Source organism: Candidatus Poribacteria bacterium, from assembly GCA_028820845.1.
In the GTDB taxonomy this organism is placed as follows: Bacteria; Poribacteria; WGA-4E; order WGA-4E; family WGA-3G; genus WGA-3G.
In genome coordinates, this window is sequence record JAPPII010000101.1 from 14,409 (window position 1) to 27,490 (window position 13,082).

Genomic DNA, 13,082 nt, shown 5'->3' on the forward strand with positions numbered 1-13,082 from the left:
TCTAAAGCGTGTCGCTTTTCGGCGTTTCTCGCCGAGGTGTTCACGAGGTGTCACGCCGAGGTTCCCGCGTCCTGCGTGGTGGTTCCTGGTCCCCTTCAGTCCGCCTCGTGCGGGTCGCCTTTCGCAACAACAATACGCCAACGAACACGAACAACAACGGTTTTCGTTGTGCGAAGACTTTTACAGAAAGCCTTATTATGAGGTTGCCAGAGTAGGCACGTCTCCGAGGTAGGTGAGTCGTGTCGAGCGTGCATCAAAAAGTCCACGGTGTGGCACCTGTGTTGGTTTCTATGAAATCAGCCGAAGATACAATCCGAGGCGTGATGGTTGGTAGGCGTTTTTGCCGAAAGTTATCACGCCTTTTTTTGCGACGGGTGTGTAAATATTTTGGCATTAGGTATTGATTAACGTGAACTTGAAAATAAATTTTTGTAGGTGTTTTTGCTGGGGTTTTTCTGAATCAACGCTGGATTTAGTCTGGGAATAGACTAAATCCGTTCCTTTATCAAACTCATGTTAAAACAGAAAGCGATACATCGGTTGATCGAGGGCAATCGCTAACAAACTCCAGAACGCACCAATCACAAACTCACCCAGCACAATTCCAAGGAAAAATGGAACTGCCTTCCGATGTAAGCGGATACCGCCATATTTTAACACGAGCCACTTGAGCAGCCATCCCACAAAAATAGAACCAATCATCGGGTTAATTGCCCAACTACCGGAGATCGCATAGCCGACGGGGTGTAAGTTCCACCAGAGGAACCGCATCCGCATCGCTGCGAGCAGCAGCGTCAGCCCGAACCCGAATGTCGCAAAACTGATGGCTGGCACATCTGGCGGTGCTGTGTAGGTGAGCCATGTCTCTAATCGGTTAAAAGATTCTCTACCGAATCCGGCGACACCGCCCTCCGCATAGTACATGGATAGATACGCCCAAAATGACCCAATCGCACCTAACGCCGAAGCCAGCATCATGAGTGCCGCGAACCGCCGTATCGGGATATTAGCACCCTCGGCTAATTTAAAACCTTCAAGTTGGTGCGGCATGGCGTGTGAACGGTGGGCGCGGTTCAGGCAATAAAGGTAAGCAAACCCCGTTAAGTTCACCGCGCCAAGCCTGCGGATACCCAACAATCGTGGCAACATCTCATCGGGTCCAATGAAGTGTAAGTCGTGGACGGGTGAGCCGAGTTCGGCACGCAATCGTGTAATCGCTATCGCAATAGCGAACCAGATGGCGAAATAGACGATGATGATCCAGAAACTCATCCCCATCTTCAGGCAGAAACCGACGATGAATCCTATCCCAATAAGGAATCCGATAACAGCCAATCGATATGAAACGGGTTCGTCTTTTTTGGGAGATATGAGCTGCTGTGCGACCCCTTTTAAGTAGCGGCGACTCATCCAGATGGCGACGACACACAGCCCTAAATACGCGCCGTGCGATTGTTCGGCTTCATAGGGGAAACGTGGCAACCCGCGCCACCCTGCAATGACACCTAACAGACGTTCCGCTCGCCAGATTAACCAGAATGCCCAGCAGGAGAAGGAGAGGTCCAGCGGTATAAAAAACGAAAGCCCCACACCGAATGGAAAAACACCCATCGGACTCCAACCTATCCCGTTCCATGGACGTTCTGTAAAAATCCGCCGCAAATCATACAACTTTCCACCGAGGCTCGGAACGACCGGAAACAGGAAGTTCAACCCGTTGATAATGTCAATGATGACACCGATCGAAAGCCCAAGCCACATCCACGGCGAACTGAAAAATCTGCGGGTCCGCGTTGTCATCTCAAAAGGTAGTTGGATAATTGGGTAACTGAGGCGTTCTGATTCGACCCACTGCTTCCGAAAAATTAGGCTCAAGCAGAGCATCACGAGGTGAACGGCGACCAAAAAAAGCGTCCACCAGAAGATAGCAGGCAACCACGCCATTAAGTAGCGAGATTCGTAGATACTTTCAAATCCGGTGTAATACCCCTCCAACGCGTGCCGTTGACTGACAGTTAGCCATTGCGGGATATGCAAATGAAACAGGTTTGCCCAGTCGTTCTCTGGTGTTGCAAACCAATGTGCATGCCCAATCAGAGGCATGAGGACAAGGAACCTATCAACGCCTGCGAGTCCTGCTCCCACTGAAATACAGGTATAGATGACAAGCAATTCGGCACGGTTCAGCATGAGGACGTGATGCAGCCGACGCAAAAGCACACCAATGCCTAACAAGATTAAGATGGTGATAACGGCATTGTAGAAAAGTGACACCTGCGTCGGACTCCCGCCGCCGCGCATGATAGAGACAGTTACCCACCAACAGTTGATAGGCACTAACACGCAGATGAGAAAAATAGTGAATGGTCGAATTCTGAGCGTTTGGGTAGGAACGGTGTTCACCTTCTTTCAATAAATAACGCTAATATTCTACATCATTTTTCGTCTGTTGGCAACAAATTTTACTGACAACTAATACCATTTCTAAAAGTTTATCTCGCATTAACCGAACCCACTCACGTCACACCCAGTAGGTGCGGTTTCTAACCGCACCGAGCAGTGCTGAAAAATAGCCAACCTTTTAAGAGGAATTATCAATTAGAATTGGTATAATAATCATTTCGATTGTTTACGCAAAAGGGATGTGGTATAATCAATGATGATTGGAAAAAATGAAGGCACAACAGAAACAAGAATCCGTCTGTTTGACGAGGGGCTCAAAACAAATGCGCCTGAGCAAACCAAAAGAAATCATTCTTTTCACGTTAATCGTTCTCATTGGAGTTATCATTGTGCTATCCCTTATCTATCAACGGGCTGCCTTGTGGGAACCGGAACAACACCTAATTACCTTGCTACCGCAATCTCCAATCTGCTACCTCACCCTCAAGGAATTGAAAGGCTTGGTAGAAACCTTTAATCGAAGTGAATTCGGAAAACAGTCCGCCAAAATGCCGATCCTCACTGAAATAGAGCAACAACAGTGGTGGAAACAACTCGTCTATCAGAAGCAACTATGGGAATACGAAATGGGAGGCAAGCTTGACCTTAAGACAATCACTGGCTATTTCGGAGAAGAAGCCATTCTTGCCATTTATCAGCGTGAAGGTGAGTATACGTTTCTGCTTATCACAAAAGTTGGTGGGGCGGAAAAACTCAGCATTGAGGCGATTACTGCCACGGACGCAATCAACCCAAAATACGAACGCATTCAGACTGAGTATCGCCAATTCACTATAAATACCATTATAGGCTATCCCCGTGATTTTAGTTATACCTTCATCGGAAAAATTGGTATTTTAACCCTTGATCCCCTGCTCTTAGCCGAGACGATTGATCTCTATGTCGATGCTTCAGATCCAAAAGCGGCACAGAGCCCCCAAAGGTTTACCACTGAACACCCAATGGGAGACAAGATTCAGCAAGATTATCGTCAGGACAAAAACACCGGATACGTAGATGTCCAACAACTCACGTCTGCTTTGGATAGTGTAGATTCTCACGCGCTTGTTAAACAAATTTATGGACTTTTTAGGGATACGGGGTTCTGGACATTCAGCAATCGGTACGAGGATGGTATGATTGTTTCACAGCATCGTCTCCGTAGGCAGACAAGAACGCTCGGTACTGACTTTCCATCTACGGATGATAACAAACCGTTCGACACTTTTCCTGAACGAACCGCTTTCGTTACTTCACTACCTGTTCCGGGGCTGACGACAGCACTTCTCGACGGTGTTGATCTTTCCCCAATTTTAGGAACAGACCTAACGGCTCTATTCGTTGCCCCTGAGTCTAATGAAGTATCGGTAATGCCTTCATTAGTCTTACTCGCACATGCCAAGGCTCCCGACGCACTAAAAGCGATTTTAGAGATTGTGAAGCAAGGGGGTATCTCTGTTGCAGGCAAACCGCTTGAATTCCTCGAAATACAGGATTACAACGGCGTAGCAGTCCAGCCCGTCCAACTCCGTCTCAATTTTCTGTTGGCGGTCACGGGTGGCTACGCAATTGTTGACGATTATTTTCTCTTGAGTACGACGCTGACAGGGTTAAAGTCTGTGATTGATACGACTACCGGAAATGCCTCTATCTCGACCGATATTTCATTCTCAGCAGATGCGAGAGGTGCGCAGGCGTTCATTCAACCCGAGTTGTTCGTACCAGAGTTGAAACGCCTCCTACCCTTAGCAACCGTACTTCTCTCGCTTTCAGGACAGCAATTGGATGCAACACTGACGCAACGCATCACTGAGAACCTCTTTCCATTAGAATCCCTTGGTCCGATTACTGCTGAGATAGATTTTAGTGAGAGTAGTGTAGATGCAGAGATTCGCATTGTTTTGGAGAAGTGATTTACTCGGTTTAGGTATATTGACGTGACATCCTACAACTTTTGTGGTATGCTTATAATACCATTTCTAAAAGTTTATCTCGCATTAACCGAACCCACTCACACCACACCCGGTAGGTGCGGTTTCTAACCGCACCGAGCATCGCTGAAAAATAGTCAACCTTTTAAGAGGAATTATCAATTAGAATTGGTATAACATGAGAAAAATAGAGGAGTCTTACAATGGAAAATGCGACACTTGAAGATATTGTTCAACGTTTAGATCGTCTGGAAAAGATGATTGGACATGTAAATGAGCAGCTCTCTTGGATTGTTGAAGCATTGGTGCCAGATGCACCAAAGAATTGTGAAACTGCTCCCATAAATGCCACTAATGTCCAGAAGGACGAACAAGATGATAATCTGGGGGCGAAAGCAATTGAAAAAATATTGGAAGGGATGGGTTATCCACCTGATTTTAAACCGCGACCTCTCAAGGAAGTTCGCAAGAGTATAGTCGAGAGTGGTATCCGACCGGAGGACAACGAGTTTAGCAAGGCAATTATCGCAGAACGAGAGAAATAACCGTGTACTATTTTTATTTTGACGCGAGCGCGCTCGCAAAACGATATATTGAAGAAACTGGTAGTGATAAGATTGATTTTCTTTTTTCGAACGTCTCTTTGGAACGCTTACGGTGTTTGACAATTGGCGTGATGGAGGTCTTTTGGATTTGTGTCCGAAAGAAAAATGATGGGCGCATTTCGGTTAGCCAGTTTGCTGAATCTACAACCTATTTAAAATCGGAAATCGTTGATGCTCAATCCAACTTCAGAAAAATCTCAGTCCCAGACTCACTTGTCTGGGACTCAATGGCTTTAATCGAGACCCACTCACTCAATAGCGTTGATGCAATAGTCTTACGCTCCGCGTTGGACACTGCAGCCGAACTTCGTAATACAACGGATACCTTAGTACTTGTCGCCTCAGATCAAAGACTTCTCAGAGCTGCTCGCAGCGAAGGATTGCAAGTCTTCAATCCTGAACTTGATGCCCAACAGACACTCGCAGATTGGATAAATTAACAGAATGAAAACAAAGATTGGTATCGGTATAGTTAGTTTCGCACACGGACACGCCAACGCCTACTGCAACCAGATGCAGTCCTTTGACGACGTTGAACTCATCGCATGCTGGGACGATAACACGGAACGCGGAGAAAACGCCGCGACGCAGTACGGTATGAATTACACACCGCATCTTGAAGATGTTATCAACCACCCCGATATTCACGCCGTTATCGTGACATGTGAAACGAATCGACACGCAGAGATGGTGGAAGCAGCGGCTTCAGAAGGAAAGCATATCCTTTGCCAGAAACCCATGGCACTCACGCTGGAAGATTGTGATCGGATTGCGGCGATAGTCGAGAAAACCGGCGTTAAATTTATGATGGGCTACCAGATGCGCCGCGACCCAGCAAATATCGCCATGAAAAAGTTGATTGATAGCGGCGTGTTAGGAAAAATCGGAGTGCTACGCCGCCGACACTGTATCAATGCTCTGTTTAGCGAAGCCTTCGTGACAGGACTCAGTCGTTGGCACATCGACTCAGAGAAGAACATGGGGATGTTCATGGACGATGCCTCACACGCCACCGATTTTATCCACTGGATGCTCGGTAAGCCGACAAGCGTTATTGCTGAGATTGATAACATTTTGACGGATGTCGCACCCGACGATACAGGATTGGCTGTCTATCGATTCGCCGGTGGCGAGATGGCGATTCTACTGAATACGTCTGTAACGCTTGCAGGTGAGAATACAACTGAGATTTACGGCGATGAAGGCGTGGTCATCCAGAACTATGGCGACGCGCCGTCATGTAACATACCGCGTCCCGAAGATGCTGTCGCGCTAAAGTTGTATACACGCGAGGAACCGACATGGAGAGATTTGGGGATTCCAATTCCAGATGGGCACGGGGAACGGATTGCTGGGGTACCGCGTCCGTTTATTGATTGTCTGAAGAACGATACTGAACCTGATGTCACAGTAGAGGATGGACGCGTATCAGTGGAGATGATTTTGGGGGCGTATCGCTCCGCACAAGAAGGACGGCGCGTCAGGTTCCCACTCTAAAAAGGACTTTAAATCACGGGCTATTCCGGCGCATGATACTCAAAATCTGACCTGTCATACCGGTCGCAGGCGGTTGTGCTGCGAGAAAAAGTGCCGATGCAACGACCTGCTCGGGTGGCTTCCACGGATCGCTTTCCGCTCTGAAAGTGTCTGAGTTTTCCCACGCTGGCTTTGAAAGTTCCGTTCTTACGGGACCCGGGATAAGAACATTGGCAATGATGCCGTCTTCCCACACCTCTTCAGCGATGGATTGCGTCAACCCGTGGAGTGCCGCTTTCGCAGCACAATAGACGCTGAGGTTCGCACGGCCAACTTGTCCCATACCCGAACCGACGTTGATAATATTTCCGCTACCTTGTTGCTGCATGATTGGCAGTGCAGCACGACAGCAATGCACAACACCCATCACATTAATCTGCCATCCCTGTTCCCACTCCTCATCTGTAGAATCTAAAAACCGACCTCTCGGATTGACACCGGCGTTGTTCACAAGTATATCTATCCGCCCAAACTGGTCAACAGTTTTCTGAACAAGGTTTGCCACTTCCGAACGGACTCGCACATCGGTTGGAACAGTGAGAACTTCGCCATTTTGCGCGGCTATCTCTGCAGCAACTTCATCAAGTTGTGTGATGCTTCGCGATGCAATAACGACCCGCGCACCTTCAGCAGCATAAGCAATAGCGATCGCTCTGCCGATACCGCGTCCACCACCCGTAATAATAGTGACTTTATCTTTCAGTTGCATGATTGATTCCTTCAAGGCGGCACACGAACACCTGTAGGAGGGGTTTCTAACCCCAGCTTCGAGTCTTCAGGAACAGGAAGATTGTTACAGAGAAACCTCTTAACTTATAACTTACAACTTATAACTCATAACCTGTGCCACATGTTAATGAGGCGTGCCAAATGAGAACGACTCGCTTTAACCCGCCGCTCCAAGTCTTTTGCGAGACCCATCAGTAAATCGCTGCCGGCTTCCTTAGCCTTTTCTACCTGTTGTTTGAGTTGGTAGGTGCGTCCTGCCTTGAGTCGGTTTATTTCTAAACGCAATTGGCTCGCCGCGCGGTTGAGTTGCCCAAGCTCTGATTGCAAGGCTGCCCGTTTCTCAACGGCTGTTTTTTCATCTACATGTAACTCTGTTTCACCGAGGCTCAACCGCTCTAAGGTTTGGAGGTCCTGATCACGATACGCCCGATTGATCAAGGGCATTAATCGCTCACGGCGTTCCGCTCCCTCAGCATCCATAGCCTTGTCGGGGTGGTATCGCTTGGCGAGTTTACGGTAAAGATTTTGCAAGTGTTTAGATTTCACCTCAGGGAGTTTGTCTTCTTGAGGTGTCGGTTCTGATGCGTCAGTTGCCTCGTATGCCTCTACACGCGCCCGGCTTGCCCTGAAACAGGATTCCACACGTGCTTCTATCTCTTTCTCGTGCACGTGCTCTCGGCGCAGTTGTAAACGCAGGCGATACTCTTTCGTCTCGAGTTCAACCTTATCGAGTTCGAGGTAGTAACGACTGATATGGGCATTGTAGCGACGCTGAAATACGTCCACTTCTGACTTAAGTTTCTCGACGGCTACTGTGAGTTCTTCTATCTGCGCCTGTTTCACTTCAATTGCGTCCAAAAGCTGGGCTATCTGTTTTTCATCAATGCTATTGACATGAATTAAGGCAGCAGGTTTCATGGGGGTTTCCTCATAAGACAATAAAATCAGATTTTACTGTCTTAAAGGCATGCGCGCCGAAAAGACGCGCTTACAAAAATCTTGATTTGCACACGCCAACGCACTTCGCTTTAGACATCTATTCGGCATCTACTTTTTCCGATACGTAATCCGTCCACGTGTCAGATCGTAGGGCGAAAGCTCCACAGTTACCTTATCACCCGGCAAAATCTTGATAAAGAATTTCCGCATTCTACCAGAAATGTGTGCAAGAATTTGGTGCTTATTGTCCAATTCCACACGAAACATCGCATTGGGTAAAGGTTCGATAACGGTGCCTTCAACCTCTATTTTATCGTTTTTAGACGGCGTTCGTTCCTCGTCTTCAGATTCTAAGCCAATATCAGCAGCATCCGTATCTCGTTGCTTTTTATATTTCGACTTCGGTTTCGGACGCTTCGTGTTCGTATACCGCGTCTGCGGCTTTCGTTTGTTTCTGTTTCCTGAAGGTCTTCGGTTCACAGTATAAATCTCCTTTTTTGTAGATACAGTTAGCAGTGTAAGGCACGAATATCTCACATCGTGCTCTTGGAAAGCACCTACGGGTCGGTGCTTTTATCAATCCCTCTACTCTTCGTCTTCCAAACTAAAACGTTTCCCCGCTTCAACAACAAGTTCTTGGAAGTAATCCGTGGCGCGTTGAAGTTCCGTTTCGGCGTCGGCTTTATCTTCACGTGTTGAAACCAGATCGACAGGCATCGTGCTGCCATCTACTTTGCGGAGGGAGACATACGCCTTCAAATAAACATCAGTGTGGCGTTCCATCACCTTCTGCATCAGCGGTGAAACTTCCGCTTCAAACATACTCACGTAAACTCGCGCCGTGGTAACCTCTGAACGGTAACGTTGGGCAATTAAGGGTTGAATGTGCATTTCAAAGACTGCCTTCATCTCGCGCGGAGGACCCGGCATCATCATAATTGTGGACGCTTTGTGTGTAACGCTAATGCACGGTGCCCATCCCGCCGGGTTTTGTAAGACGACAGCAGGTTCCGGTACAATCGCCATCTTCATCAACGCTTCGCTGATTGGGTCGTTTTCTGACATCTCACGGCGTTTCCGAAATTCGGCAATAGTCTCTTCGCTCACCACAGATTTTGTGCCAATCAACGAAGCGACGACCGCAACGGTCATATCATCTGGGGTGGGTCCAAGACCACCTGTCGTAAGAATGAGCGACGTTTCCCGTTCCACCGCCGAATTGAGTGCTTCCGACATCTCCTCGCGGACATCGCGCAGCATCGTGACACGCCGTAGCTCGCCACCAATCTGAAGAATTTGCTGTGCGATCCAGTGGGCATTGGTATCTTGAATCTGCCCAAGGACTAATTCTGTGCCGATTGAGAACAATTCAATTGCCACACGCTTCTCCTTTTTAGAGTACTTCTTTCAGAAACTCAAATGCACCAACGCCATGGAAGCTATGTCCGGCTTCAAACACCTCAAGTCCTAATTTATCATCAGCGTCGAAATGTTTGAAAATTGCTTTTGCCTCATTAACCGCGAAGCGGGTGGCTTCAATCGGAAAAATCGTGTCTTCCGTACCCGATTCAACAAAGAGCGCACGCGGTGCGATGAGTCCGGCTATGTCGTACATTTCTGCATATTGTAGCACATTTGGTATGTAATTGTCTATACAATGGCTGAGACTCAGGATGCTGTCCCGAAATGTGTTAAAATAGCCACTCACGACAGCCGCTTTAACACGGGGGTCAATCGCGGCGGTAAAGAAGGTCGTTGTGCCACCGCCTGAGATACCCATCACACCGAGACGGTTTGTGTCAATCTCCGGGCGCGTCGCCAAATAGTCAAATGCTCGCATCGCATCATAAACCCGCCACCCTACCATCGTTTGTCCGAGAAGGAGTGCTGCCCCCGCACTCGGTTGACAGGAGGAATTACCGCCGCCGCGCTCGCGCGCAATCGGGTCACGTCGGTGACCGAATCCGAATTGTTCGATCGCCAGTACAGTGTAACCGTGCGCAACACATTGGAGTGCGAAATCGTTTTGGTAGCCACCGTATTCTGATCGCATGCTACCATCTTCCTCAATGCCCACGATGTCGTCCACGCCGCGCCCATGTCCTGCGAGACAAAGAATCGCTGGGTTCGGTGCTGAACCGTTGAGATGCTTAGGCGTAAGCAGATAACCGAAGACAGCCATCTCTGGACGGCTCTTAAACTGCACCGTCTCACGGAAATAGGTCGGGAATTCGGACGATTCTAAAACTTCCGATGCTAAGGCACACGGTTCTCCGGGAAACCCACCGACCAGTTCGATAAGTTTTGCCCGAAGTTCCTGTTGCCACGCTTTCGCTTCAGTGAGCGTTGTCGCTTGGAATGCAAGGTGGCGCGGTGTATCACTGTATAACTGGTGTGAGAAGGCTAAGGTGTCTCTTTCATGTTCATGATACATCGTGTGTCTCCAAAGAGTAAAATGTTTGAAGATCGTTTACAACATTATCGATTCAACAGGTTTAAAACCAGCCCGGTCGCCATTTTTGGATAGAAATAAGTCGATTTCTGTGGCATTGTTGAACCCGCCATAGCCACGTCCAACACTTGTTCAACGGGTGTCGGGTTCATGAGGAGCGCAACGCTACCCACTCTGCTTTTTACGTGTTCAACGGCATCATCTGCGTAAGCCGTGTAACTAATATGTTCCGCTAATGTCTCAACCTGAAACATCTCTTTGATGAGAGTTTCTTGTACGAGACTTACGTCTAATTGCCGTGGTAATGTTGCGTGTGGAATTAATAGGTGATAGTTGTCGTCTGCCGTGTACATGCCGACAGCAGCTGATTTCCCTTTCAATGCCTCCAATTTTGCCATAAGATTTGCTTGCGTGTCAATCTCATGCACTTCAAATACTTCAGGCAATTTCGCAATAGCCCGCGAAATCTGATGAGGACTTAGATTATCTAACAATCGGTGAATCGCCAAGACAGCCAAACCGGGAGACTCCATCCGGACAAGGTTCATCATCATATAGCCGTAACCAGTCGATTCGGTGTTCGGCAGTTTTTGCGTCATTTCCTCCTGAAAAGCCAGCGCGGTTTCATAACGGTGGTGTCCGTCAGCAATCAGAAGCCGTTTCGATGAAAAAAGTTCTTGAATCTCACGATTGCGTTCTGTGTCATCTAAACACCACAATTGATGTGTACTGCCGAAGGTCTCTGGACAGTCAACTTCAGGGGGATATGCATCGGTGAAACTTTGCATAATCTGTTCAATATCGCCGCTCGGATCGCCATAAAGCAGAAAGATGGGACTGAGGTTCGCGTGGCATGCACGCATGAGATTAAGCCGATCTGCCTTCGGACCGGCGTGTGTCTTTTCGTGCGGGAGGATGATTTTGTTTTCAAAGGGTTCGAGTTTGACGAGGGCAATCAGAGCACGGCGGGTGTAGTTTTTTCCGTCTGGCGCACTAAACGATTGATCGTAGATGTAATATCGCGGTGTTGGGTCCTGTACAAGTGTATCGTCTGAAATCCACCGGTTCATCAGTGCCGCGGCTCGCGTATACTGATTAGCGTCCTCAGTGTCATCTTCACAAGGTTGGCTTAAAATTAAATGAATGATATTGGCAGGATGGCGTGCTTCTAAAGTAAGTCGTTCTTCAGTTTTGATCACATCATACGGTGGAGCGATGACGTTCTCAATTTTGTCTATCTGTACTGTATTGTAACGTAAGCCGCAAAACGGTATAACTGTTGTTTCCATATTGTTTAACTATTGAATCGGGTCACCGCTCCACAATGTAAAGCGAAGACAAATTGTTCGCTAATCGCTCACAATTTCGTTTCACGGTGGTTTTCAGTCCTGTAACAAACCTTTCGTAACCTAAAACAAATTTTTTAAAAGAGTTAATCCCATAGGCGTGTACTAAAATAACGCTCGCCGAGATCGTTAAAGACTGTGACGATAATACCTTCCTGAATTTCTTGGGCGACTTTGTATGCCCCATAAAGGTAGCCACCCGAAGATTGCCCGACGAACCAACCCCGTCGAGCCAGTCGGCTACACATTTCATGCGCATTTTCAATCGTAGCCGGAATGCGATGATCAATTACAGATGCGTCGAGAATCTCTGGCACGATGTCATCTGGATGCCCCAAGGGTTTGAGTCCTTCGATCCCCGGAAACACCTCAGGCGCAATCGAGCAGACTTGGATATCTGGATTATAGGTCTTCAGGCGTTTGCCGACCCCTGTGATAGTGCCACCCGTTCCGACACCCGCGACGAAGTGCGTAACGTTCCCCCCTGTCTGTTGCCAGATTTCAACCCCAGTGGTGTCGTAATGTGCCCGCCAATTGTTTTCGTTTTCGTATTGCGATTTAAAAAAATACTTCTCTGGATCCGCTTCGTGGCGGCGGTCAACCTCTCGCAACGCCTCATCATAACCGAGGATGGCATCGGTATAGATAATTTTCGCGCCGTGTGAATGAATGCGTTTTTTTCGCTCTTCACTGGCGTTGTCTGGAATCACAAGTTCAACTTTATAGCCGAGAGCCGCGCCTATCATCGCGTAAGCGATCCCAGCGTTACCGGAACTCGAGTCAAGGATAACTTTTTCCCGCGTGAGTTCTCCAGAGGCAATCGCCTCCGTAAGCATTCTTAAAACAGGTCGGTCTTTGATTGAGCCACCAGGGTTGTAGGTTTCTATCTTTGCATAAATCTCGACATTTGGCAGCTCATCAGCAAAGAGATCTATTTTGGCAAGCGGTGTCTGGCCTATGATTTGAAGCAGTGGATACTCTGAAAGATTCACCTTTTCAGGCTTTCGCTGGCTCATGTAGCGTTATCTATCCTACCTTTTGTATTATTTAGGACTTAGGCACTCCATCGGTAGGTGCGGTTTCTAACCGCACCGGCTGCGTC

At 48.0% G+C, this 13,082-nt stretch carries 13 protein-coding genes; 5 read left to right on the plus strand and 8 right to left on the minus strand.

Features of this window, described 5'->3' with window-relative positions; translation table 11 throughout:
• Nucleotides 1-47: 47 nt before the first annotated feature.
• Complete coding sequence (locus tag OXN25_18290) at nt 48-215, plus strand: SUMF1/EgtB/PvdO family nonheme iron enzyme (GenBank protein ID MDE0426805.1); 168 nt, start codon at nt 48-50, stop codon at nt 213-215.
• Between the two features lie 301 nt (nt 216-516).
• Here the strand turns inward: OXN25_18290 and OXN25_18295 are convergent, their stop codons facing one another.
• Nucleotides 517-2,403, minus strand: a complete 1,887-nt coding sequence (locus OXN25_18295) for a hypothetical protein (GenBank protein ID MDE0426806.1) — start codon at nt 2,401-2,403, stop codon at nt 517-519.
• Nucleotides 2,404-2,726: 323 nt separating this feature from the next.
• Here OXN25_18295 and OXN25_18300 point away from each other — a divergent pair, with 323 nt between their 5' ends.
• The 4 genes from OXN25_18300 (at nt 2,727) to OXN25_18315 (ending at nt 6,475) form a co-directional block, all read left to right on the plus strand.
• A complete protein-coding gene (locus OXN25_18300; protein ID MDE0426807.1) occupies nt 2,727-4,355 on the plus strand; it encodes a hypothetical protein in 1,629 nt (542 codons plus the stop codon).
• A 221-nt stretch (nt 4,356-4,576) separates the two neighbouring features.
• Nucleotides 4,577-4,918, plus strand: coding sequence for a hypothetical protein (locus OXN25_18305; protein ID MDE0426808.1), 342 nt, complete (start codon nt 4,577-4,579; stop codon nt 4,916-4,918).
• A 2-nt stretch (nt 4,919-4,920) separates the two neighbouring features.
• A complete protein-coding gene (locus tag OXN25_18310; protein ID MDE0426809.1) occupies nt 4,921-5,418 on the plus strand; it encodes a type II toxin-antitoxin system VapC family toxin in 498 nt (165 codons plus the stop codon).
• Between the two features lie 4 nt (nt 5,419-5,422).
• Complete coding sequence (locus OXN25_18315) at nt 5,423-6,475, plus strand: Gfo/Idh/MocA family oxidoreductase (GenBank protein MDE0426810.1); 1,053 nt, start codon at nt 5,423-5,425, stop codon at nt 6,473-6,475.
• A 13-nt stretch (nt 6,476-6,488) separates the two neighbouring features.
• On the opposite strand, the gene OXN25_18320 is transcribed toward OXN25_18315, so the two are convergent.
• From OXN25_18320 to OXN25_18350, 7 genes are all read right to left on the minus strand, one after another.
• Nucleotides 6,489-7,223: an SDR family NAD(P)-dependent oxidoreductase gene (locus tag OXN25_18320; protein ID MDE0426811.1), complete on the minus strand. Its 735-nt coding sequence runs from the start codon at nt 7,221-7,223 to the stop codon at nt 6,489-6,491.
• A 125-nt stretch (nt 7,224-7,348) separates the two neighbouring features.
• Nucleotides 7,349-8,161, minus strand: coding sequence for a hypothetical protein (locus OXN25_18325; protein MDE0426812.1), 813 nt, complete (start codon nt 8,159-8,161; stop codon nt 7,349-7,351).
• Nucleotides 8,162-8,290: 129 nt separating this feature from the next.
• A complete protein-coding gene (gene infA / locus OXN25_18330; GenBank protein ID MDE0426813.1) occupies nt 8,291-8,542 on the minus strand; it encodes a translation initiation factor IF-1 in 252 nt (83 codons plus the stop codon).
• A gap of 225 nt (nt 8,543-8,767) precedes the next feature.
• Nucleotides 8,768-9,562 carry a competence/damage-inducible protein A gene (locus OXN25_18335; GenBank protein MDE0426814.1) on the minus strand — a complete coding sequence of 265 codons (795 nt, stop codon included), beginning with the start codon at nt 9,560-9,562 and terminating at the stop codon, nt 8,768-8,770.
• Between the two features lie 13 nt (nt 9,563-9,575).
• Entirely contained in the window at nt 9,576-10,616 is a 1,041-nt protein-coding gene (locus OXN25_18340; protein MDE0426815.1) for a prolyl oligopeptidase family serine peptidase, read from the minus strand.
• A gap of 44 nt (nt 10,617-10,660) precedes the next feature.
• A complete protein-coding gene (locus tag OXN25_18345; protein MDE0426816.1) occupies nt 10,661-11,923 on the minus strand; it encodes a DUF1015 domain-containing protein in 1,263 nt (420 codons plus the stop codon).
• Between the two features lie 143 nt (nt 11,924-12,066).
• Entirely contained in the window at nt 12,067-12,996 is a 930-nt protein-coding gene (locus OXN25_18350; protein ID MDE0426817.1) for a cysteine synthase family protein, read from the minus strand.
• Between the last annotated feature and the right edge of the window lie 86 nt (nt 12,997-13,082).

Excerpts from the sequence above, each read along its gene's own strand:
- OXN25_18300 (MDE0426807.1), top strand. The coding sequence starts at position 2,727 with ATGCGCCTGAGCAAACCAAAAGAAATCATTCTTTTCACGTTAATCGTT.
- OXN25_18305 (MDE0426808.1), top strand. The coding sequence starts at position 4,577 with ATGGAAAATGCGACACTTGAAGATATTGTTCAACGTTTAGATCGTCTG.
- OXN25_18315 (MDE0426810.1), top strand. The coding sequence starts at position 5,423 with ATGAAAACAAAGATTGGTATCGGTATAGTTAGTTTCGCACACGGACAC.
- OXN25_18320 (MDE0426811.1), bottom strand. The coding sequence starts at position 7,223 with ATGCAACTGAAAGATAAAGTCACTATTATTACGGGTGGTGGACGCGGT.
- OXN25_18325 (MDE0426812.1), bottom strand. The coding sequence starts at position 8,161 with ATGAAACCTGCTGCCTTAATTCATGTCAATAGCATTGATGAAAAACAG.
- OXN25_18340 (MDE0426815.1), bottom strand. The coding sequence starts at position 10,616 with ATGTATCATGAACATGAAAGAGACACCTTAGCCTTCTCACACCAGTTA.
- OXN25_18345 (MDE0426816.1), bottom strand. The coding sequence starts at position 11,923 with ATGGAAACAACAGTTATACCGTTTTGCGGCTTACGTTACAATACAGTA.
- OXN25_18350 (MDE0426817.1), bottom strand. The coding sequence starts at position 12,996 with ATGAGCCAGCGAAAGCCTGAAAAGGTGAATCTTTCAGAGTATCCACTG.